Consider the following 22307-nt stretch of genomic DNA (forward strand, 5'->3'; position numbering starts at 1 on the left):
CATACTTCATCGTGGAATCTGTTTTATTTGGTAGTGACAGAGTGACAAGGGATCTCAAGTAGGTACTTCACCGTTTAACTTATATTTAAGAAACCCAGTTAATCACTACGTTTTAGCACCCCATATATGGTAGGTACTATTGAGTGGGAGTGAATGTAACTACTCAAAGTTAGTTATAGATTAAAAGTTGTGTTCCACGTTTCACCTTCTCTGTAAAGAAATCGAATATAGTTTGCTTTCTCTGCACTTATGTTTTTTTTAGATTGATTTTCTCAGAATCTATTAACGACTTCTTTACGCATTAAATATTTATGATTTCAACAAACATATTGAATGAAAAAGGGGGCTAGATTTTTGTCGCTCCCTTTTAGTTCAGAAATGATATTTCAACTGAACTTTTCTATCAGTACTAACCAATTGCGACCGACTGGAACGAAAGTGCGAGAACTCCTGATTTATTTCTAATTCTTCTATGATTCATACTCAAAGGTTAGAAATGCCTGATTAGCTCTTATGGCAAAAACTGATAATGATCTTTATATTTACTACGCAGCTGGTCTAATACGTATGCGCAGGAAACTGAGATCGGAGAAATTATTAAAAAACTAAATTCACTGTGATGGAAATTAGTCTCTATCTGTACTGATGTTGTTGATACGTCTAATCAATTTTCTAATTTGTATCTCTTTTGGAAAAAACATTATGAGCAAGGAAAAAGATAAATTCAACGTGACACAGGGTATGATTCTTTTGCTGCTAAAAAAACTTTCTTTGCCTGCAAACGTAGTTTTTCTAATGATTCTCTTTATTACTAACCCAGCCAACAAGATTGGCTATGAGGATGAGTAGGTACAAAAAAACCTGCTCTAAAGCAGGTCTTTTTGTAGATCAGGCGCAAGTGTTTCCTTGTTTCCACTGCGGAGGATCTCAACTCCTCACAAATTTAATTTAATCAACGTCACGAAAAGAGAAATGCTGAGTATTCGAGTTCTTTAACTGTCACATGTGCCAATTCTTTAAGATAAAGAATTAAACAAAACTTACTTACGCGAAGTTGAGTGATTGTTTACCTCAATTATTTTTTCTCCCTTAAAGAATTTGACGAGATTTTTGTCGTCCCCTTTGAGTCGGCACTTGTTTATCTTTGCTAAACAATCTACATCTAGAACTAACAATCCTTTGAACTATGGAAAATAAGTGCTAGAACTTCAATCCATTTCTAACTAACTTTAATTATTAGTACATACAAGAAAACATTTGTTTATCTACCAAAAAGAAAAACCTTTTGCCAAATAGTTGCACTAAGAATCTTTCTCTACTGCAGAAATTAAGTTTCGATATTTATAAGTATTGCCAATAATTTTAATAGCTGGTTTTAACATATCCTTGTAGTTCTTCCATCCATCAATTGATTGTGAATTGATTGGGAAGCGTACTTGAACACTACTTGCTGTTACAACCGATCGTTTATTTAGATGAGGTGATAGGTACGAATCGTTCCATTGCCAACCTAACCAATTGATTAATGATTTAATTTCTATATTTGGATTTTTTACTAAAAAATCATAATTCAAGTCATATATACTTGATCGAAATTTATTTTTATATTCTTGCATTATTTTTTCTTGATCTAAATAAACTCTTGCGCAATCAATTAAGGAAGAGGAATATTCATTGCCTTTTGCAAAGTAAGTTCTATAAATTGAAAGAATGTTGTCTAAAGGATTTCTATAGCAATGAATGATTTTCGCGTTAGGTATTTGTTTAATAATTAGGCCTACATATTGATAATTATAAAGGTTCTTATTGGTTGTTATCTTGTACTCTCTTGTTAAATATTTAATTTTTTCCCAATATAATTCAGAAAGAGTTGATTTTTGATTAATTGTTACCCACTTTTTGAATGATTCTTCTAGGATATTAGTCTCTCCCAAATCATATACATTGGTATTCATACTTAAAATAGACTCTAAAAGTGTAGAGCCACTTCTAGGCATTCCCACAATAAAAATACTTTCAAAGCATTTTGTGTCTTCTATGTTCTTAAATTCATTTTCATTTGATTTAATCAGCAGAGATTTAGATTTATTTATTAAAATATCAGAATTAGATTTTTTAATATTAAGTTTGGTTTGATTAGCTTTTTCTAGAGATTTAGCACTGTCTTGATAATTTTTTTCTTTATGGAAAAAATTTGCCCTTGCGAAATAAATATCAACTTTTTCTTTCGGTAGCTTATTATTTAAAATAGTTTCGCTAAAGAGTTTATCAAGCAGTTTTTTATTACTATTAGAGGGTATAATATAGGAGAGTGAAAAGTAAGCTCTAGTTAGATTAGGATTTATTTCAAGTGCTTTTTGAATTGATAATTCAGCTTCTTTTAATCGTCCAAGATCTGTGAAAATATGTCCTAGATTGCAATGTGAATTTGCATTATTAGGATTTAGTTCAATAGATTTACGGGTATATAATTCAGCATCTTTTAATTTTCCAGTATCTTTTAATATGTTACCTAGATTACAATGTGCATTTGCGTTATTAGGATTTAGTTCAATAGCTTTACGAATACATAATTCAGCATCTTTTATTTTACCGAGATCTATTAAAATTGTTCCTAGAGTAGAATAGGCATTAGAGTAATTGGGATTTAGTTTAATCGCTTTATTTGCATGTAATATAGCATCTTTTAATTTTCCAAGATCTTTTAAAATGCTTCCTAGATTATTATGCGCTATTGCTAAATTAGGATTTAGTTCAACAGCTTTCCTGGTGGATAATTCTGCCTCTTCTAATTTACCAAGTTTTTTTAAAATGATTCCTAGATTAGAATGATAACTTGCTTGTTTTGGACTCAGTTCAATAGCTTTATTTGCATGTAATCCAGCATCTTTTAATTTTCCAAGATCTTTTAAAATACTCCCTAGATTAGAATGAGCATTTGCGTTATTAGGATTTAGTTCAATAGCTTTACGAGTATATAATTCAGCTTCTTTTAATTTGCCGAGATCTATTAAAATGTTTCCTAGATTAGAATGAGCATTTGCGTGATTAGGATTTAGTTCAATAGCTTTACGGGTATATAATTCAGCTTCTTTTAATTTGCCAAGATCTATTAAAATGTTTCCTAGATTAGAATGAGCATTTGCGTGATTAGGATTTAGTTCAATAGCTTTACGGGTATATAATTCAGCTTCTTTTAATTTGCCAATGTCCTTTAGTAAGGCTCCATAATTAGAGAGGATTCTGTGATCTATAAATCCTTGATTTAACAGGTATTGATAATATTTTAATGCTTCGGTAAAATTTCCTTGTAGATGAAAATTAATTCCCTGATTAATTATTTGCTCTTTCGAAGATTTGTTGGTATTGATCTTACCCTTTATCTTTTTAGATTTTCTCTGTTCTCCAAAACCTTTCATATTAAGTTTTGAAATTTATTCTTATTTTAAGTATTTAAAGTGTAACATATTTCTCCTGAAATAGGATGTAGTATGATTTATACCATCTATAAATAAATGTCTAAAATTGAAATATAAAAGGTTTAAAACTTCTCATAGAGGCTTTTTATATATTTTTCACAAGAATCGAAGGAATTATTTAAGTGGGGTCGCCGATTATAAGGAATAATTTGGGTATGAAGTGATGAGGATAAATATTATTAGCTATCAAAATAACGAGAAAAATCTGATATAACTTTTAATCTAAGATTGTTATGGATCAGCAATCAATATTAGCGATTCCTATACCCAGCAAAGTCCCTAAAGGAATTGACCATGCATAAGCATCTTTTTTGGAGATTGCGGTAGCAAGACCCCCTCCAATGAATCCTCCAGTAGTTGCATTACCTGAATTATAAACTCTTCCACTGGTTCGATAACAGCTAGACACTAATACTTGTTTACGTGGTGGTTTGTAATGTCTTCGATGGGTGTGATTGAAATAATGAATGTGATTATCTAGATGATGATACTCGCGTATAGGTGAATGCCAACTTAATGAAGAACAAGGAACTTCAACTTTATCTAAATACGATTTAAATATCCTTTGGATGATTTTTCTACAGCGACATATTCCTCTCTATAAATTTCCTTTTAGCAAGTTCGTTGGGTTGAATATCTCCTTTATGTTGATATCCATCTGCCATTATTGCTATTGGAGAGAGAAGCATTGCAGTTAGGACTAATGGTTGGATACTCATTAATCACCTGTAGCTCTAATAGAAACATAGAATTTTTCTAATCCATTGACCAGATAATGAGACACTCTTAGAAGTGCTGGGGGAACATAACAAGTATTTTCTATTCATTTGGCAATAAGAAATTTTTTCTCTAACAAAATGGACTAATTATGGCGAGGCATTGAAAAAGGGGTGATCATTTCAATAAGAGATAGTGAGGTTCTAATGCCATTTGAAATTACTTACAACGGAGATATTCAATTCATTAAGGTTTTCTACTCAACTGAGAAAACCAGAGCTGGAAAATACTATGGCGAGTTCTACAGAAAAATGGATGCACTCGCGAGTGACTTAAAACGTCTGCAACAGGAACTTGATGAAGATAGCGCAAAGGCAGCAAAGATTGCTAAAGATGCAGCAAACAAGGCGCTTTCTGAACGATTTGGTTCACTCAGATACATTGTTGATGAGCATCACTGGGACGAAGATATGGTCATCAGCAAGATTCTTGTTGATAGAAAAGAGGAGATGTTGGCTCTAGCACAGAAGACTTTCAATAGCGAAGTTCTTCTCGAAGAGGACGGTGCAGAGGAATATAAAATCCACTTGGATGAAGGAAGAATAGAAGTTGATGGTGAGGGTGTTGAGACTTCCATAGGAGAGTTCTTTGATTCTGACGACTACCATGACTTGAATGAGACAAAACTAGAAAAATTGGACAAGCTTGATTGGTTTATTATCTGGTCGAGAACAGAGGCGGGTGAGTTTAAGACAGAGGGTGGACAACATGATGGAAATTATTCATCGAATGAATTAAACATGGAAAATTGTTTGCTAACTTACAGAGGTTTGCCCCTAGTTATCCCCTCTAATGGAACGGATATATTTAGTAATGAACTTGAAATTCATTTTGTAGATGAAACCAGAGCATCACTTGAGATGTGTGACGTTTAAGCCCATTCTTATTAATTGGATGCTCAACTAATTTCCAACTACCACAAACTAGTTTTCTCTATATCTCTTTTGAATTATCTAATCCTTTCGATATGTGATTTTTTAATTTTGCTTCACGCATAAAGAATAAACAGAAATCTTTTGTTGGAGTAAATTTACTGTAAGTAAGTGTAGGTAATGCTTTTCATATTGCTTCCTTCACACATCTTTTGGATAATTGAGAGAAATAAGACGTACCTTACTACTTATGAATATGTAGCTGCTGTTAGGTAGGACTTCCTCCACTAGGAGCATTTTTATACTGAAGTACTATTCTTGGTATTTGGGGCCCTCAAGAGATTAGAGGAAAAATCGGAAAGATTTGCTTAACTTATATGCATTCCTTTTCAGTCTTTTTGCAGCGATGAATGAACTACGTTTAAGAATCTATGAGCAGATAATCAATGATTCATCAGGTGGGAGAATATCTTTATTCAATCAAATCTGTGGAGTTACTATTTTTATTTCGATTTTTTTCGCAGTCGTTATTACTGAAAACTCAATCGATTATAAGTTTGGAGATCAAATAGATTTTTTGGATTGGATTATTGGAGGTTTGTTTTGTATTGAATATTTTTGCCGCTTATGGGTAGCACCACTTGAAAAAAAATATGGAAAAGGTTTAAAAGGCGTTTTGCGTTATATGTTCTCACCAATGGCAATTATTGATGTTATTGCAATCGTCCCATCTTTTATTGGCGTTCGTGCTGAATTAAAAATTCTTAGGATTATTCGCCTTTTAAGAATATTAAAGATTGGAAGAAGTGAAAAATTTAAGGAAAGTATTTATCATTTTAATTACGCACTTCGATTAAAGAGTCAAGAATTACAAATTTCGATTTTTTATACAGTTTTACTGTTGTTGATCAGTAGTACTTTTATGTATCTTGCTGAATCTTCTATACAGCCAGTATTGTTAGGGTCAATTCCAAGATGTCTCTGGTGGTCAATTACAACTGTCAGTGCTGTTGGTTATGGAGATTCAATACCAGTTACAGCTGTTGGAAAAACAATTGCATCGATAACCTCTCTTTTGGGTATTGCTGCAATCGCAATACCTACTGGAATACTCGCCTCTGGATTCAGTGAATCAATTGGAGTAATAGATAAAAATCAAAATTTTTCGAATAAAAATGAAATTTAAATCAAATAAAGGAAAAACTTTTAGTCAAGAAGAAGCAATAGATCTTATGGTCTCATTGAGTGCAACTGATATCAATTCAGAAAGGAAGTGGAAAGGTTTCTATAACTCATTATCAAAGGCTGAACTAGAAGTTGAGTGGAATGAGTATTGGGAAAATTAATTGAATCAAATAAAGTCTCTAAATTGATTGGAATAGAATTTCAAGATTAGTCTTAAATTAATTTAGTAGTTTAAAACCTAATATCTATTTTAAGAACTAATTGATGTGAGTACAAACCTGATCGATCACACTCAAAATCAATTTATCTCCATTGGGATCTTTCCAATTTGAATCTTTATTCTCGAACTCATTAAACTCTTTCGCTCCTACTGCAATATCTCTGAATAATTTTTTAGAACAGTTGATATCCATCGTATAAAGAATGTCTTGAGTAATTGCATTAGTGGTTTTAGGAATAAATTTACTTAACACCCTTATAGATCCATCTTCATTTTTCTCAACGCTGCTCTTATCCCATAATTGCTCTCCATATTGACTCTCAGGAACTGCAACCCAATCATCAGATAAAGCATTTATTTCTGGTGGATAGAAAAAAATTAGAAGTGCTAAAAAACCAAAATAAATATTTTTAATTTTTTTGAGGTTCATTGGATAAGAAAGATTATCGTTGATCGAGAGTTGATATCAATATCAAATCAATACATTAATTTTATGAACAGAGTGCTCTCAAGTAAATGATTTAAATCGTATTCAAATTACAAACAAAAAATCCTGATCAATAGGAAGAAATAGATTTAATCATGAAATTGAGTGGGTTTGACGTGAATTGAGAAAAGAATTAGAGAGGTTTCCATAACAACATGTTTATCGCAGAGAGAATTTGAGGGTATTTGGGAGGAAAATTTAAAAAATAAAAATGAGGTGAGATTTACACACCTCATTTTTGTTAATCGATGATTCTTGGAATAATGCTTTTACTTTGTTTACTGATGATTACTTACCACCGTTGCAAAAGCGAACTGCATTTGAAGAACTCTGGCCGGATGCTTTCACCTCTTCAACACATTCGTTGAATATGTTTGATTCTTGTTTCAAAGAACAAAAACTTAAAGCAATTGCAGCAAGAGCAATAGCAGAAATGACACTAGAACCGAGTTGAATCATGCCATAGGCAAGCATCGCTTTGTTTTTTCCACCACACTTATTTTTGTGCATTTTATTTTCTTCAGTCATGGAGTAATTAATTAATTAATTATCTAAACTAATTTATTCTTTGATCAATTTGCCTAATAAATTGTAGAAAATACCGTTCTTATTACTAATTTGGGATGCCATTTTTTCTAATTCAAACTTATTATAAAAAACCGCCCAGTTCTAAACAGGGCGGTTTTTTTGGAGATCAAGCGCAAGTGTTTCCTTGTTTCCACTGCAGAGGATCTCAACTCCTCACAAATACACATATGTGCATTTGATAGGAAACTCAAATACAAGCAGGTTGGTTTATTGACTGTCACATTCGAGAATTACCGAAATTAGTCATTAAAAAACACCCTGCTTAAAAGAAGTTGGGTGCTTTTTTACAACAGAACTATTGTGTGAGGAGTTGTTCTGTTAATTCATTTTTACTCTTATGAGGAGTTTTTGTCACTATTAAAAAACAAAATGACTTAGATTATGACTCTAAATTGATTGATAGCTTGCAAGACTCATCTAATCCTCTGCATTCTCAAACTGTTTTGCTAATCTAAAACCTTTTCTTAGAATTAAATATATCCCGTATAAACCAGCAATTAACGGAAGAACTATTAAAGGGTTTGGACTGTAGCTGGAATAATCTTTTACACCATCAACGTATTCGATACCTGAGCATTTCAAGTATAGAAAACTAGTGAAAACAATTCCCCAGCCAATAATTGATAGAATTCCGCCTTTTTTGTCGCCTTCATAAAATCTATCCAAACCCCATCCCCAGCCAATAGCAAGGATTACTCCTCTTGTTAGAGCATTTTTTTCTTGCTTTCTTAGCATTTCTTGAGTTTGATTATGTTCTTAATGAACATAACGGAATAATTGTTATTTTGCATTAGCTCATTAATACGAACATACTTGTTCTATAAAAATTTGGATATGCCTAAGTTGAGAAACCTTCTTGGGGGGTGGTCTACTTCAAAAAAAAAAGATAACTTAGTGCAATAGCTGATTACTTTTGACAGTTGCACAACAGACTGATTTGCATTTAAGCCGACGGCTTCAGAAGGATAGTATCACTATCTCGGGAAAGGTTATTTACATTAATCCTTTTCTATATTGGCGACGCTTTGACAACAATACTGATAGATGGTTAAGAGAGCCAGGTCAATTAACAGAGGAGCAGATTAATCTCAACAGAGCTCGTTTTTATCCTGAAGTTGATTGGACTTTCCTGAGAGAAGAAGAGCGAGTTATTAAGGATGCGGCAGTTGAAATGTTTTTAAAAACGCTTGACTTGATAAGTACTTTTCATCCTCAACTTACTGCAGGACAACTGTTAGAAGTAGAGAGAAAAATGGCGGTCACTAAGAAAAAGTCCTTTGAGCGTTGGGTAGAAAAATCGTTTAGAAAAAAAATTAATCAAGCTTCAAAAGAGCGTAATAGATTTGCTAGAGAACGTTTTGTAAGAAGCTGGAGAGAATGGTTAACTCTTGAAACTACCCATCAAGCTTTTCTTCCATTCGCAACAATAATTGTGATGTCAATCTTTGCTGGTTGGTCCATAGGTATTTCAAATAATAGTTGTACTCCTTACTTTCCAACCTCAGAAACAGGTATTCTAAAGTAGAATTTATCATGCCATTATGGCTAAAGATCAGTTAAGGGATTTTCATTTATTTGCAATGGAGTCTGCTTTGCCTTTTGGTCTGGGCATTATTAATAATGCTAAAAGTGGTGGATTTCAAAAAATAATGGATGTATTCAAGACAAAAGATCCATTTTCCGAATTCCAAGTTGATGGCGAAACCTCTGCAAAGACAGTGAGGGACAAGATTGATCAATTGATTCCTGGCTTAGGTTATCCAGTTGTTTCAGTTGACGTAACTGTTGAAGAGAATTATCCGGATTATGAAAGTAATGATCAAGATTCCTTAGTTTTAACTTTAAATAGAATTGATAGTGAACTAGATCAATTGAGGAGTTTTCTCAATGATGACTCATTAAAGATAGATGATCAATAAATATTTTTGACTTTTAGAGATGAAGAAAAAAGAGAAATTATATCTCAGTTCTAAAAAGCACGTAGGTGCATTCAATCAACCCCTCATTTTCTTTTTGTTTATTTGTTTAATTTTTTCAGTAACAAGTGTGCGTCTTTTTTGGATACAAATACTTAATGGGTCCTATTATAAAAAAATCTCAGAAGAAAATAGAATTAAGTTAATAGCTAATCCACCAATAAGAGGAAGATTATTAGATCGTAATGGTGTAGTTCTTGCTGATAATAAACTCTTTTACTCATTATCTATTCAACCTAGACTTCTAAATAATATTGAATGGATTGATCTTAGACAGTCTTTATCTGATTTGTTAAATGTTTCTACTGATGAACTAGATACGGCATTTAATAGAAGTAACTCCAATACCCCATATAAAAAAGTATTATTAACTGATTTATCAGAGGAGCAAGTTATTCGTTTTAAAGAACAAGAGAATAACTTATACGGTGCTCAAATAGATATTGGTTTAGTGAGACATTATCCTTATAAGTCTTTGGCTGCTCATACTTTAGGTTATACGCAGTTGATAACTCAAAATGAGTTTTCTAAGCTTTCAGAAAGAGGTTATAAATTATCTGATCGAATTGGACGTAAAGGTATAGAAGCTGCGTTTGAATCTCAATTGAGAGGTCAATGGGGAGGTGAAATGCTTGAGATTGATTCAATGGGTACGGTTCAACGAAGCCTTGGGTTAAAGCTGCCAAAAGCTGGTAAGGATATAAAATTGACTCTTGATTTAGAACTACAACGCACTGCAGAAAAAGTGTTGTCCGATAAAATTGGTGGAGCAATAGTAGCGATTGATCCACGTACAGGTGCAATCAGAGCAATTGCTAGTCAACCCACTTTTGACCTTAATTTTTTTTCTCAGCCTTTTACAAAAAAGCAATATGACAATCTTTTTTTGTCATCGAACCTTCCTCTTTTAAGTAGAGCATTTAATGCATACGATCCAGGTAGTACATGGAAGCCTGTAACTGCTATAGCTGGTATGGAAAGTGGTAAATTTCCTGCTACTAAAAAATTAAATACGGTTCCTTGTATTACATATGGGAGTCATTGCTTCCCAGAATATAATAAAAGAGGTTTTGGTTGGATTGGATATGAAGATGCATTCAGAGTTTCTAGTAATACTTTCTTTTACCAAGTTGGGGTTGGGTCTGGTTCGAATGCTTTATATGATGCGGCAATCAAGCTTGGCTTCGACAATTACACTGGGATAGAAACTTCTCTTGATGAAAATAAAGGCTTAGTAGGGACTAAGAAATGGGCCGATGAAGGTCGAGGCTTGGGGAAACCTGGAGAAACACCATGGATCGTAGAGGATATGGCTAGTGCATCTATTGGTCAATCTGTTGTTCTAGTTACTCCATTGCAATTAGCACGAGCATATGCAGTGTTTGCAAATGGTGGTTATTTGATTACTCCTCATTTAGTTGATGCTAATAAAAACTGGCGATCAGAAAAATATCTACAAAAAGTAGATATTAATGATACTACACTTGATACAATTCGTCGTGGACTTCGAAAGGTCGTAACTAGTGGTACTGGTGTGGGCATAAATTTAGATACCTCTATTCTCCCTCCAGTCGCTGGTAAAACTGGAACGGCTGAAGATAGTAGTGGTGGAAGGGATCATGCATGGTTTGCTTGCTTTGCACCATATGATTTGGGAGAAATAGTTATTGTTGCATTCGCTCAAAATACTCCTGGTGGAGGTTCTGTGCATGCTCTACCTATGGCAAAAAAAATGTTGCAGACGTGGTATGAGCAAAAATCTGATAATGAGTTAACTAGCAGTAAAGATTAGATATTGAATCAATGAGAATGATTTAGTTTTAGTAGTTGATTTATAATTGCGTTGATTGATTTATCCTCAGCTATTTTTGATTTATTCGTCGCTAATTGACGACCTAAGACCAAAGCTCCAAGATGAGTTAATTGAATGCGCATCGAAAGTAATAACTCCATACATCCTCCTCCTGAAAAACTTGCAATTGCAATTGGCCGATTGTTAAATAAACTACGAAAGTCTGTTCCTTGCACAGACAGCCAAGCGATTGCATTTGTAAGAATTGGAGGAATTGAGCCGTTATATTCAGGCGCACAAATGACCCAGTGTGAGTGACTCTCCATTTGAGTATTGATCGACTTAAGATTTTCTGGTGCTTTATCTTTTGAATTATGACGTGGATTAAATATAGGTAAATCATTTTTTGATTCTGTCAAATCAAGCAATTCGGATGAGTAATTTAGTGCCTTGCCTGCGACTAGAAATCTTTTGGCTAGTTTGAGATTTTCTCCATTACTAGCAGCTATAACAAGAAGCTTTTTATTTGACATTGTGAATCAAAAGGGAAGTGTGAATGGATGATGTCGTTTTTGAAATGGATCTAGTAGTTCGCTCCGGTTTTTCGATGATGAACTGCTGTTACTCCATCTTTTTTAATGACTTTTCCATGTTTAATCTCAGCATATATCAGCCAATGATCCCCACACTCCATTCGTTGACTAACTGTACCCTCTAGCCAGGCTAAAGCTTCGTTTAATAATGGCTGATTGCTTGGACTTAATTTAATCTCTAGATCGGTAAATCTATTATCTCCAGGTTTGAATGATTGGAGAAATTGTTTAAGGAGGCTTTGGTGATTGTTTTGCTCTAAAATGTTTAGAGCAAAGTTATCTCCTGTATGAAGTAAGTTTTCTACAGCTCTTTCTTTAGCGACTGCAATCGTAATACCAGGTGGAGAGAAGCTTGCTTGACTAACCCAACTTGCAACCATAGCTCCGCTAATCAGATTATTTTCATCTCCTTTTTGAGCAGTCAATATACATAGTGACCCTACGACTCTTCCTAGTGCATTAATTGTTGGATCACTTTTACTTGTATTTAAACCTACATTAGCCTTTCTTTGTTGACGTAATTTTGCATTAATTAATTTTTTACCAAATTGGATACCTGTTTCTTCAAGTTTTTTAATCATTAAAGGATCAGGACTAAATTTGATTTTGATAGGTTCGAATCCAAATTTAAAGCCTCCATCTTTTAATTTTTTTTCAAGTAAATCAAGAGCTTCCCCACTCCATCCATAACTTCCAAATACTCCAGCCGGCTTTCCTCTATCTCCCTCAGCCAAAAGCGAGCCAAGTGCTGAAACAATCGGGGTGGGTGCATGACCTCCTAATGTTGGCGATCCAATTAAATATCCATCTGCTTTACGAATTTCAGTGACTAAGCTATCTGATGCGGTGAATTCACAATTAATAATCTTAACTTTGACCCCTGTTTTACTAATTCCTCTAGCAATGGCATCAGCAATAGCAGCAGTATTTCCATATGCACTTGCAAATAATAGAGCAACTCTTAAGTTGCTGTATTTTTGGCTTTCTCCCCAGCTTTGGTAGTTGTTTAATAAACTCCTCCAACTACCGCTGATTGCAGGTCCATGTCCGGGTACTATCGTATCAATCTCAAAGTCTTCAAATTTTTCGATAATACTATTGACTTGGGTAGACATTGGTGCCATTAGACAATCGAAGTAATGTCTTCTCTCTTCTTCAGTGCTACTACTGTTTAATTCAGCCCATTTTTCTTCATAAACATGCGCACCAAACAATTTATCACTCATCAATAAACCAGTTTGCTTTTCAAAAACAATTAGTCCACCAGGCCAGCGAGCAGTTGGCGCGGGAATGAACGTAACCTCAAAATTACTGTCGAGTGACAGAGTTTCTAATTGTTTAATGACTTGTATATTTGGAAGAACTTCAACTGTCTCCAATGCTTCTTTAGGATTTGTGTTTTGCGAGGGTTTTCGTAAATTCCAAATCTCTTTGAATAATTTTGCACCTGGATTAGAACAAATAACCGTCAAATTTTTATATTTCACATTCATTCTTTTCACAAAAGCTACTTTATTGGGATTGATATGACCCATGACTAACTTTATTGCAGACGAATCACTGCTAATTAATGTCTCAAACTTGTCTAAAAATTCTTTTTCAAATGTTAAACCAGGAGGGTGAATTAAAATATAATCTTGTGATTTAGAATATTCATCTTGAGAAGACTTAATTAAAAAAGAATTAGTGCAACTACCTTTTTCAAGAGAATATTCAACTTCAAATCTTGCTCTTTTTGGATTTAGGCTTCTTAAGCAAATGAAGTTCTCCTCAATGGGAATCTGAATGGTTTGTTTGATGAAAGTATTTAAATTTGGCGAAGAAATATTTTCTACTTTCATTGTTAATAATTACTACCAACTCTTCTGTGATGAACTGCTGTTTTACTTTGAGGATTAGATAAATTACCTTTTTCAACTGATGAATAAATGATCCAATGATCTGTTGTCTCCATTCTTTGAATAACTTTACAGGAAAGGAACGCTAACGCATCAGATAGAACTGGTCCTCCAGCTGCAAGATCATTCATTAATTCAACTCCTTCAAATCGATTTGCACCTGGTGGAAAACGTTTTAAAAAGTGTCTGAAGAGGTGCAAATAGTTATTTTCTTGAAGGATATTGAGAACAAAACGATCATTGACTTGTAATAGTGATTCAATGGCTCTATCTTTAGCCACCGCTACGGTTATTCCAGGGGGTTCAAAACTTGCTTGACTAACCCAACTTGCAACCATCGCACCGTCTCGACTGTCAGGACCTTCACTATCTTTCGCTGTAACAATGTAGAGTCCACCGCTTAAGCAACCAAGTGCTTTATTTAAGTCTCCATCAAGGTTTTTAGTAGCAGCTAAATTTTTCTTTCTAGTAAGAATTTGACCTAAATCTGTACCAGCTTCTTCAAATTGTTGATAAACACTTTTGTTTGGTTCGTCACGAACTCGAAGTGGTTTAAAAGCTTCTTTTTGCCCAAGCTTTCTTAATTGGTTGGTAATAAAGTCAATAGGCTCTTCATTTCCGCCATAGGAGTCATAAGTTGCTACCCATTGTTTTTGTTTTAAGGATGCAAGGAGGGTTCCAATATTACTTTGTAATTCTGAATCAGATTTGATGGGCCAAGTTGGTACAACTACTGCACTTGCGTCACTAATTAAAGCACTTAACTCTTGAGTGTCTGAAGCAATAAGATCAACTAATTGGACTGGAGCATTGGCCTTGCCTATGCCATGAGCAATTGCTTGACTAAGCCGATCACAAAAACCATATTGGCTGAGATAGCAAACCACAGCGTAATTTTCGCCTGTACTTCTTTGCTTACTCCATTCTCTATAATGATTAAGCCATAACTGCGTATTAAAATTAAGGATTGGTCCATGTCCAACACCAATAGTTTTGATAGTTGGCAATGCATCAATTTTTTTTAATGCCTGAACTACGCTGCGGGCATTAGGACCCATGAGGCAGTCGTAATAAAATCGAAAATCTTCATTTAATAAGCTTGGATTTTCGTCATACAATTTTTCTGAGCAATAATGCAAACCAAACGCATCACAAGTATATAAAACTTGTGTACCGTGATCAAAAGAAAAAATAGTATCGGGCCAGTGTAGATTTGGTGCACTAATAAATTCAATTTTATGCTCGATTCCGCTGATTGAATTAATTTCTAAATTGAGTTCTTCTCCACTTTTGACTGCTCGTGACCTTAAAGGTTGGTGAATTTGATCTTCAAGGAATTTTATAGCTACTTTAGATGCGACGATTTCAATACTTGGGTTTAATTCAATTAAGTATTTTATGAGTCCTGAATGATCCGGCTCCGTATGACTGACTATTAAATAATCAATTTTTGTTGGATTGATTTCTTGTCTTAGCTTTTCAAACCAAATATCTTTAAACTTTAAATGACTTGTATCTATAAGAGCAGTTTTTTTGCCTTTTATTAAAAAGCTATTATATGTTGTACCATTTCGAAGGCCAAATTCAATATCAAACCTGCTTCGATCCCAATCCAATGACCTTAAAGTGTGTGTATCTGCAGCAATTTGTTCATATTGCAGTGAAAGTTTAGGAGTGTCACTTTTCTGATCTTCTAAAGTTGTCGATTCAGTAAAAATCATTTTCCTAAAGCCATTAATTAGAGGAAGCCTGAAGGCTGCAATAAATCAGGTTGCTAAGTGAAAATACCTAGTTCACTCTAACTATATTAGGATATTGAGGTTTGTAAGTGTGATACTGCTTCCCGTAAATAGTATTTGTTTGCAAAAAGCAAACTTATCGAATGATTTTTTTGAATATTTTGTCTTTCGAAGTCTCACGGGTTTCCATTTTGTTATTGTTTAGGGTGAGTTGAGCACATTTGACGTTTTTGTGATTGTTTTCAAAAACCTTCTTAGAGATAATTTTTAGGTATGCAAAAAAATTCTTCCTCCTCAATGAATCCGCCATATCTTTCAGGAGATGAGATAAGAGAAGCATTTATAAATTTTTTTATCCAACATAATCATAAGAAACTTGCAAGTTCTTCTTTGATTCCAGAGGATCCAACAGTTTTATTGACAATTGCGGGGATGTTACCTTTTAAGCCTATCTTCTTAGGATTAAAAGAGTCTTCGACTCCTAGAGCAACATCCAGTCAAAAATGTATAAGAACAAATGATATTGAAAATGTAGGGAAAACTGCGAGGCATCATACTTTTTTTGAGATGCTAGGTAATTTTTCTTTTGGTGATTATTTTAAAAAAGAGGCGATTCAATGGGCCTGGGAATTAACTACTGAGGTTTTTCGACTAAATCCACAGAATATAGTTATTAGCGTTTTTGAAGAAGACTCAGAAGCAGAGAAAATATGGAAAGAGATTGAAGGGGTTGATTCAAAAAGAATCATCAGAATGGGTGCTTCTGATAATTTTTGGTCATCTGGTGCTACTGGACCTTGTGGTCCATGTTCGGAACTTTATTTTGATTTTAAACCGGAATTAGGGAGTGATGGAATAGATCTTGAAGACGATAGTCGATTTATAGAATTTTATAATTTGGTTTTTATGCAATACAATCGCGACTTAAAGGGCAATCTCGAACCATTGGCAAATTGTCATATTGATACAGGAATGGGCTTAGAAAGAATGGCTCAAATCTTGCAAAAAAAATCTAACAATTACGAAACGGATCTTATTTTTCCTCTTATTGAGGCAGCGGCTTTATTAGCTCACATTACTTATGAAACTACAAATAAAAAAAATAAAACATCCTTAAAAATTATTGGAGATCATTGCAGAGCTGTCACTCATTTAATTTGTGATGGTGTAAGTGCTAGTAATCTAGGTCGAGGCTATATTCTTCGTCGTCTCATACGGCGGATGATTCGACATGGTCGACTGGTAGGTATTAATCAGCCGTTTTTACCACAGCTGGCTCAAGTTGCTATTGAGTTGATGAAAAATGCTTATCCTCAATTACTTGAGAAAAAGAAAATTATTCTTAATGAGTTAAAAATAGAAGAATCTCGTTTTCTTGAAACGCTTGAACGGGGAGAGAAACTTTTGGCAGAGATAACAGCTCATGAATGTGATCTTATCTCTGGTGCGCAGGCATTTGAGCTTTATGATACTTATGGTTTTCCTTTGGAATTAACAGAAGAGATCGCGAACGAAAAAGGTATTTCTGTTGATATTAATGGTTTTGAGAGGGAGATGGCAAAGCAACGCAAACGTGCAAAAGATGCCTCTGTCAGTATTGATTTAACTGAAGAAGGTTCAATTGAAAGAGAAATTTCTTTATTTGATGAAACAAGATTTGAGGGCTATGAAAAATTAGAAACCACTTCAACTGTGATAGGCATCTTTAAAAATAATGAATTAGTAAAACAAGCTGTTCAGGGTGATTTAGTCAAGATTATTGTTGATAGAACGCCTTTTTATGCTGAGTCGGGTGGTCAAATCGGAGATAAAGGCTTAATAACGTCTCAAGATCTTGAGGTGTCTATAGAAAATGTTCGAAAAAAGAAGAATATTTTTATTCATTCCGGAATTGTTAATACTGGAGTTCTAAAAGTTAACTCATCTGTTCAGATGAATGTTACTCCATCTTTTCGTCAACGAACTACATCAAATCACACGGCTACACATCTATTGCAATCAGCTTTAAAGTTATCGATTGACTCAAGTGTAAGTCAAAGAGGCTCGTTGGTTTCAACTGATCGATTGAGATTTGATTTTAATACTCCCAAACCTTTGACAATAAAAGAACTTGAAGATATGGAAATACGAATTAATCAATGGATTACTGAAGATCATCCAATTCAAATTAAAACAATGCCAATTAAGGAGGCTATGGCTGCTGGTGCTTTAGCAATGTTTGGTGAGAAATATGGCGATGTGGTACGTGTTGTGGATGTTCCAGGTGTTTCTATGGAGTTATGTGGAGGAACCCATGTAACTCGCACGTCACAACTAGGTTCGTTTAAGATTATTAATGAGACAGGTATTGCTTCTGGTATCAGACGAATAGAGGCCATAGCTGGTCCATCAGTTTTGGATTATTTTAATGAACGTGATTTGGTAGTTAAGGAGTTAAGTAAATCATTCAAAGTTCAATCATATGAAATTGTTGAGAGAGTCTCATCTCTTCAACAGGAATTGAAAGATAAAACAAAAGAACTTATCAAAGTAAAAAATGAACTAGCTTTGGCAAAGGCATTGGGTTTGGCAAGTTATGCAAAATCTGTTGGTAAGAGTAAAATATTAATTAGACGTTTAGATGGAGTTGACGGGTCTGGATTGCAATCTGCGGCTTCAAGTTTAATAGATCATTTAGGCAAGTATTCTGCTGTTGTTTTTGGAGGCATTCCAAATCAGGTGATCGATAATAAATTAGTTTTTGTTGCTGCATTTTCTTCTGATTTAGTCTCAGATGGTTTACATGCAGGCAAATTTATAAGTGGGGTTGCAAAAATGTGTGGCGGCGGCGGTGGCGGTCGTCCAAATCTTGCTCAAGCTGGTGGTAGTCAACCTCAATCGTTGGATCTAGCTTTAGAACAAGCTAATGAGGATTTGACTCAACAATTGTCTTAATTTAGCTCTGTAGGTAAGTGCTTTGGCGAAGGCTGGCTTCTACATGCTCTATTAGTTTTTGCGCATCATGGATTTTCAGATGCCCGGCTTGAATAGCTAATTCACTTGATTTTCGTAATCGCTCTAATAAAATTTCTGGATCATGTTCCAAATATTCAAGAACATTTGATTTTGTATTCCCACGAATGACATGCTCAACTTTATATTTACCTTTTTCTGAGAATCTTATATGGACTGCATTAGTACTCCCAAATAAATTATGTAGATTTCCCATTACCTCTTGATAGGCGCCACCTAAGAAAAGACCAATTAGATATTTTTCGTCTTGATTAAATTCATGAAGAGGTAGCAAATTTTTAATTTTTCCATTATCAATAAATTGGTCAAGCTTTCCATCTGAATCGCATGTTAAATCTGCAAAGTGACCCAGTTTGTTCGGTTCTTTGTTAAGCCGATGGATTGGCATAATTGGAAAAACTTGATCAATGGCCCAAGTGTCCGGAGCCGATCTAAATACGGAAACATTTGCGTAATACGTTACGGCTAAGCTTTCACTTAATTTCTTTAGCTCTTTCGGTAGAAGTATATTTTTTGGTAAATGATTAACTATTGTTTTTGCACAGGCCCATGTTAACTGCTCAGCTTTTGCACGTTCAACTAAATCTATATAACCGAGTCGAAAAGCCGCTAGTGCATCTGCTTTAAATTTAAGAGAATCATTCCATGCTTCTTGTAGTTTAGCTAAATCTTCTTCTTGCTTAAGTTCTAGAGAATTTAGATGGAATAATGTTTCACGTAAATTTCTGACAGAGAGACATTCTTTTTCATCTTCTTTAGGAATGTCAGAAGGCAACGAATTTTTGCCTAAAATATTGAAAATTAAGATTGAAAAGTGACTAGCAATAGCTCTTCCACTCTCTGTAATTAAAGTGGGTACTGGTATCTTTTTTGATTCACAACATTCTTTAATTGTTGCTACTACATCATTTGCATAGTTTTGAAGTGAATAGTTAGTAGATGCTATTGAGGCAGTTTGACTTCCATCGTAATCAATTCCTAAACCACCTCCGACATCTAAGTATCCCATGGGTGCCCCAAGATTAATTAATTCGGCATAAATTTGTCCTGCTTCTTGTAAGGCATCTTTTAAAACACCTATATCGTTAATTTGACTCCCTAGATGAAAATGTAAAAGCTTTAATTCATTGAGAAGATTTGCTTCTTTTAGCCTTTTGATTGCTTTCAATATTTCTGGAATTGAAAGTCCAAATTTCGACTTGTCACCAATCGAGCTACTCCATCTTCCACTGCTTTGACTTGATAGTTTGGCTCGTATTCCTATGAGTGGAGATGCTCCGAGTAAATTGCTAGATTTGATTATAAGATCAACATCACTTGCTTGTTCTATAACTACTATAGGTTGACGTCCAAGCTGACGTGCTAAAATAGCTGTTTCAATATAACGTTGATCTTTATAGCCATTACATATGAGTAAGGCTTTAGGATTTTCTAGGCTTGATAAAGCAATTAGTAACTCTGGCTTGCTTCCGGCTTCTAAGCCAAAATTCCATTTAGAACCACAGGTGATTAATTTTTCAACTACGTGACGCTGTTGATTACATTTGATTGGAAATACACCTTGGTATGTTCCTTGATATTGATAGTCATTAATTGCTTTTTCAAAAGCTTTATGTAAGTTTTTTAAGCAGTCTTCGAGAATATCGTCAAATCTTATTAACAGAGGGAATTTTAGTTTTCGACTTTCGAGTTCATCTAAGAGTTCCATCAAATCATGAGATTTATTTTTGGAGCCGTTAGGACAAATACTAATATTCCCTTTTTCATTAATTGTGAAATAACCCTTGCCCCATCGATCAATCCCATAGAGGTCTGAGCTATTTTGGATAGTCCAAGAGAGAGATTGATTAGTATGTTTCACAGCCATTTATGCGATAACAAAGTTGTCAAGTTTTGATCATTCACGATTAATACAATTAAATCTAAGAACAGTTTTATTAAGTGTCATGTTTTACTTGCCAAGAGGGTGGTTTTAGGAAGACTATGGCTTCATATTATTCAATATCGCAATGACTTTGGAAAGAACCTTTGTTGCTATCAAACCAGATGGTGTGCAAAGAGGTTTAATCGCTGAGATTCTTGGTCGTTTTGAAACGAAAGGATTCAAATTAGTAGGTCTAAAGCAACTAACCCCAAGCAAAGAACTTGCTGAAAAACACTACGGTGTTCACAAAGATCGTCCTTTCTTTTCAGGTTTAGTTGATTTCATAACAAGTGGGCCTGTTGTAGCGATGGTTTGGGAGGGTGAAGGTGTTATTGCAAGTGCAAGAAAATTGATTGGAGCAACAAAGCCACTTGAGGCTGAACCGGGAACTATTAGAGGTGATTTAGCTGTGAACATTGGTCGTAATGTCATTCATGGTTCTGATGGTTCTGATACAGCAGCTTTTGAAATCGATCTATGGTTCCAGGAAAATGAACTTGTTGATTGGACACCATCAGATCAATCATGGAGAGTTGAATAAATTATTGTTTAACTCCACAATCTTTTTTGAGTGGTTTTTAAAATCTGTCCCATCTGAATTGGGACAAAAAACTACTTTCCTCATTACTTAAAGTGGTCGAGCAAATTGATTTTCCAATTAATTCTGCAGTTATCGCCGCTAATAGAACACCATTGCGATGATGTCCAGTAGCAAGCCAGAGCCCATTAATTGATGACATTCCAAGTAAAGGTCCTTCGTCAGGTGTGCATGGACGAAAACCCCACCATCTTTCCATATGAGGTAGTTGATTAAGCTCAGGAATAAGAGATTGAATTCCTTTTTGTAGTTCGCTTTGCCCTTTTGGAGTAAGTCCTTTCTGGAAGCCTGCCTCACGCTCACTAGTTGCCCCTACGATTATCAGACCGTCATCTCTTGGAACTAAGTAAATGCCAGGGCCAAAAATAATCCTTTTTAGAATCTGTTTAGGTCCCTGAATAGATAACATCTGGCCTTTAACAGGAAAAATAGGGAGTGTTTTGAAAATTTGTTTACTCCAGGCTCCACAGCAGAGAACTGCCTCTTCGCTTTTTAAATGATTGATATTTCCATTAATGTCTTTAATTTTGACTCCATGAAATTTATTTGAATCTTTCATTATTTCAATAACTTCAACTCCTTCTTGAAAGTGAACACCTAATTCAACACAAGCTTTTTCAAGTGCTCTCATTAATAGTCTTCGATTGTCGATTTGACCGTCTTGCCTAAAAAGTAAACCTAATTTCCATTTTTCTGACAGTCCTGGAACTTCTTGAATGAGCTCATTCCTGTTTAGCTTGTCACCAAATTTATACGTTGGGTAGGACTCACAGTCTTTGAGTCTTTCAAATGGAACAACAATTCCACAAGTTTTCAGACCACATGACATGTTGCTATTGGTCTCAATGCTTTCTATCCAACTCGGGTGGCTTTGAAGACTACTTTGACCAAGATTTAATAGATTACCTTGAAGCCCTTCAGCGTGGGGGGCTAGCATTCCTGCAGCAACAAAACCTGCTGCTTCACTTCTGCTTCTACTTAAAATTTCTACGCGTTTGCCTTTTTGAGCAAGTTCATGGGCGATTGCAAGACCCATTAATCCTCCTCCGAGGATTAACAATGGTTTTTCTTTTAAGACACCCATTGCTTCAATTTGGAAAATGTTATTTTCAATGTTTTAGATTACGTTAGTTTCCATGACTGAGCTTTTCTTTCATAAGATTCCTA

General features: G+C 34.6%; 19 protein-coding genes. 8 read left to right on the forward strand and 11 right to left on the reverse strand.

Features of this window, described 5'->3' with window-relative positions:
* Positions 1-1301 precede the first annotated feature (1301 nt).
* The 3 genes from O5640_RS07935 to O5640_RS07945 form a co-directional block, all read right to left on the reverse strand.
* A complete protein-coding gene (locus tag O5640_RS07935; RefSeq protein ID WP_269611876.1) occupies positions 1302-3419 on the reverse strand; it encodes a tetratricopeptide repeat-containing sulfotransferase family protein in 2118 nt (705 codons plus the stop codon).
* A gap of 298 nt (positions 3420-3717) precedes the next feature.
* Positions 3718-3888 (reverse strand): hypothetical protein, encoded by a 171-nt coding sequence (locus O5640_RS07940; RefSeq protein ID WP_269611878.1) that lies wholly within the window; start codon positions 3886-3888, stop codon positions 3718-3720.
* A 169-nt stretch (positions 3889-4057) separates the two neighbouring features.
* On the reverse strand, positions 4058-4198 hold the full coding sequence (locus tag O5640_RS07945) for a hypothetical protein (RefSeq protein WP_269611880.1): 141 nt from the start codon (positions 4196-4198) through the stop codon (positions 4058-4060).
* 204 nt (positions 4199-4402) lie between these two features.
* Here O5640_RS07945 and O5640_RS07950 point away from each other — a divergent pair, with 204 nt between their 5' ends.
* The 3 genes from O5640_RS07950 (at position 4403) to O5640_RS07960 (ending at position 6474) form a co-directional block, all read left to right on the forward strand.
* Positions 4403-5131: a hypothetical protein gene (locus O5640_RS07950; RefSeq protein WP_269611882.1), complete on the forward strand. Its 729-nt coding sequence runs from the start codon at positions 4403-4405 to the stop codon at positions 5129-5131.
* Between the two features lie 403 nt (positions 5132-5534).
* A complete protein-coding gene (locus tag O5640_RS07955; protein WP_269613828.1) occupies positions 5535-6314 on the forward strand; it encodes a potassium channel family protein in 780 nt (259 codons plus the stop codon).
* The gene (locus O5640_RS07960) at positions 6304-6474 is read left to right on the forward strand and encodes a hypothetical protein (RefSeq protein ID WP_269611884.1); all 171 of its coding nucleotides are present in this window, start codon (positions 6304-6306) and stop codon (positions 6472-6474) included. The genes O5640_RS07955 and O5640_RS07960 overlap by 11 nt, the downstream gene beginning before the upstream one ends.
* 96 nt (positions 6475-6570) lie before the next feature.
* On the opposite strand, the gene O5640_RS07965 is transcribed toward O5640_RS07960, so the two are convergent.
* The 3 genes from O5640_RS07965 to O5640_RS07975 all read right to left on the reverse strand — a co-directional run bounded on the left by O5640_RS07965 (position 6571) and on the right by O5640_RS07975 (position 8343).
* A complete protein-coding gene (locus O5640_RS07965) occupies positions 6571-6963 on the reverse strand; it encodes a hypothetical protein (RefSeq protein WP_269611886.1) in 393 nt (130 codons plus the stop codon).
* A 345-nt stretch (positions 6964-7308) separates the two neighbouring features.
* Positions 7309-7548 (reverse strand): hypothetical protein, encoded by a 240-nt coding sequence (locus O5640_RS07970; protein ID WP_269611888.1) that lies wholly within the window; start codon positions 7546-7548, stop codon positions 7309-7311.
* Between the two features lie 477 nt (positions 7549-8025).
* Positions 8026-8343 (reverse strand): hypothetical protein, encoded by a 318-nt coding sequence (locus O5640_RS07975; protein ID WP_269611890.1) that lies wholly within the window; start codon positions 8341-8343, stop codon positions 8026-8028.
* 178 nt (positions 8344-8521) lie between these two features.
* Between O5640_RS07975 and O5640_RS07980 the strand changes: the two genes are divergently transcribed.
* The 3 genes from O5640_RS07980 to mrdA are packed head-to-tail and all read left to right on the forward strand — an operon-like array spanning position 8522 to position 11376.
* On the forward strand, positions 8522-9133 hold the full coding sequence (locus O5640_RS07980) for a hypothetical protein (protein ID WP_269611891.1): 612 nt from the start codon (positions 8522-8524) through the stop codon (positions 9131-9133).
* A 16-nt stretch (positions 9134-9149) separates the two neighbouring features.
* Positions 9150-9527 (forward strand): hypothetical protein, encoded by a 378-nt coding sequence (locus tag O5640_RS07985; RefSeq protein WP_269611892.1) that lies wholly within the window; start codon positions 9150-9152, stop codon positions 9525-9527.
* Positions 9528-9546: 19 nt separating this feature from the next.
* A complete protein-coding gene (gene mrdA, locus O5640_RS07990) occupies positions 9547-11376 on the forward strand; it encodes a penicillin-binding protein 2 (RefSeq protein WP_269611893.1) in 1830 nt (609 codons plus the stop codon).
* 8 nt (positions 11377-11384) lie between these two features.
* On the opposite strand, the gene O5640_RS07995 is transcribed toward mrdA, so the two are convergent.
* From O5640_RS07995 to O5640_RS08005, 3 genes are read right to left on the reverse strand one after another with little or no spacing between them, the layout of a single operon-like run.
* Positions 11385-11909, reverse strand: coding sequence for an NADPH-dependent FMN reductase (locus O5640_RS07995; RefSeq protein WP_269611894.1), 525 nt, complete (start codon positions 11907-11909; stop codon positions 11385-11387).
* A 50-nt stretch (positions 11910-11959) separates the two neighbouring features.
* On the reverse strand, positions 11960-13810 hold the full coding sequence (locus O5640_RS08000) for a diflavin flavoprotein (protein WP_269611895.1): 1851 nt from the start codon (positions 13808-13810) through the stop codon (positions 11960-11962).
* A gap of 2 nt (positions 13811-13812) precedes the next feature.
* Entirely contained in the window at positions 13813-15588 is a 1776-nt protein-coding gene (locus O5640_RS08005) for a diflavin flavoprotein (protein ID WP_269611896.1), read from the reverse strand.
* Positions 15589-15879: 291 nt separating this feature from the next.
* Here O5640_RS08005 and alaS point away from each other — a divergent pair, with 291 nt between their 5' ends.
* Entirely contained in the window at positions 15880-18540 is a 2661-nt protein-coding gene (gene alaS / locus O5640_RS08010; RefSeq protein WP_269611898.1) for an alanine--tRNA ligase, read from the forward strand.
* Between the two features lies 1 nt (position 18541).
* Here the strand turns inward: alaS and speA are convergent, their stop codons facing one another.
* Positions 18542-20485, reverse strand: a complete 1944-nt coding sequence (gene speA / locus O5640_RS08015; RefSeq protein WP_269611899.1) for a biosynthetic arginine decarboxylase — start codon at positions 20483-20485, stop codon at positions 18542-18544.
* 142 nt (positions 20486-20627) lie between these two features.
* Here speA and ndk point away from each other — a divergent pair, with 142 nt between their 5' ends.
* Positions 20628-21083: a nucleoside-diphosphate kinase gene (ndk, locus tag O5640_RS08020; protein ID WP_269609260.1), complete on the forward strand. Its 456-nt coding sequence runs from the start codon at positions 20628-20630 to the stop codon at positions 21081-21083.
* Between the two features lie 37 nt (positions 21084-21120).
* On the opposite strand, the gene thiO is transcribed toward ndk, so the two are convergent.
* A complete protein-coding gene (gene thiO, locus O5640_RS08025) occupies positions 21121-22224 on the reverse strand; it encodes a glycine oxidase ThiO (RefSeq protein WP_269611900.1) in 1104 nt (367 codons plus the stop codon).
* Between the last annotated feature and the right edge of the window lie 83 nt (positions 22225-22307).

Origin of the sequence: Prochlorococcus marinus str. MIT 0912, from assembly GCF_027359595.1 — a bacterium.
Taxonomy (GTDB): domain Bacteria; phylum Cyanobacteriota; class Cyanobacteriia; order PCC-6307; family Cyanobiaceae; genus Prochlorococcus_B; species Prochlorococcus_B marinus_C.

What these genes read in the sequence shown, in the direction of transcription:
- O5640_RS07960 (WP_269611884.1), top strand. Translation starts at nt 6,304, where the DNA reads ATGAAATTTAAATCAAATAAAGGAAAAACTTTTAGTCAAGAAGAAGCA.
- ndk (WP_269609260.1), top strand. Translation starts at nt 20,628, where the DNA reads ATGACTTTGGAAAGAACCTTTGTTGCTATCAAACCAGATGGTGTGCAA.
- O5640_RS07995 (WP_269611894.1), bottom strand. Translation starts at nt 11,909, where the DNA reads ATGTCAAATAAAAAGCTTCTTGTTATAGCTGCTAGTAATGGAGAAAAT.
- O5640_RS07950 (WP_269611882.1), top strand. Translation starts at nt 4,403, where the DNA reads ATGCCATTTGAAATTACTTACAACGGAGATATTCAATTCATTAAGGTT.
- speA (WP_269611899.1), bottom strand. Translation starts at nt 20,485, where the DNA reads ATGGCTGTGAAACATACTAATCAATCTCTCTCTTGGACTATCCAAAAT.
- O5640_RS07955 (WP_269613828.1), top strand. Translation starts at nt 5,535, where the DNA reads ATGAATGAACTACGTTTAAGAATCTATGAGCAGATAATCAATGATTCA.
- O5640_RS08005 (WP_269611896.1), bottom strand. Translation starts at nt 15,588, where the DNA reads ATGATTTTTACTGAATCGACAACTTTAGAAGATCAGAAAAGTGACACT.
- O5640_RS07985 (WP_269611892.1), top strand. Translation starts at nt 9,150, where the DNA reads ATGGCTAAAGATCAGTTAAGGGATTTTCATTTATTTGCAATGGAGTCT.
- O5640_RS07945 (WP_269611880.1), bottom strand. Translation starts at nt 4,198, where the DNA reads ATGAGTATCCAACCATTAGTCCTAACTGCAATGCTTCTCTCTCCAATA.
- O5640_RS07970 (WP_269611888.1), bottom strand. Translation starts at nt 7,548, where the DNA reads ATGACTGAAGAAAATAAAATGCACAAAAATAAGTGTGGTGGAAAAAAC.
- O5640_RS07935 (WP_269611876.1), bottom strand. Translation starts at nt 3,419, where the DNA reads ATGAAAGGTTTTGGAGAACAGAGAAAATCTAAAAAGATAAAGGGTAAG.
- thiO (WP_269611900.1), bottom strand. Translation starts at nt 22,224, where the DNA reads ATGGGTGTCTTAAAAGAAAAACCATTGTTAATCCTCGGAGGAGGATTA.
- alaS (WP_269611898.1), top strand. Translation starts at nt 15,880, where the DNA reads ATGCAAAAAAATTCTTCCTCCTCAATGAATCCGCCATATCTTTCAGGA.
- mrdA (WP_269611893.1), top strand. Translation starts at nt 9,547, where the DNA reads ATGAAGAAAAAAGAGAAATTATATCTCAGTTCTAAAAAGCACGTAGGT.
- O5640_RS07975 (WP_269611890.1), bottom strand. Translation starts at nt 8,343, where the DNA reads ATGCTAAGAAAGCAAGAAAAAAATGCTCTAACAAGAGGAGTAATCCTT.
- O5640_RS08000 (WP_269611895.1), bottom strand. Translation starts at nt 13,810, where the DNA reads ATGAAAGTAGAAAATATTTCTTCGCCAAATTTAAATACTTTCATCAAA.
- O5640_RS07965 (WP_269611886.1), bottom strand. Translation starts at nt 6,963, where the DNA reads ATGAACCTCAAAAAAATTAAAAATATTTATTTTGGTTTTTTAGCACTT.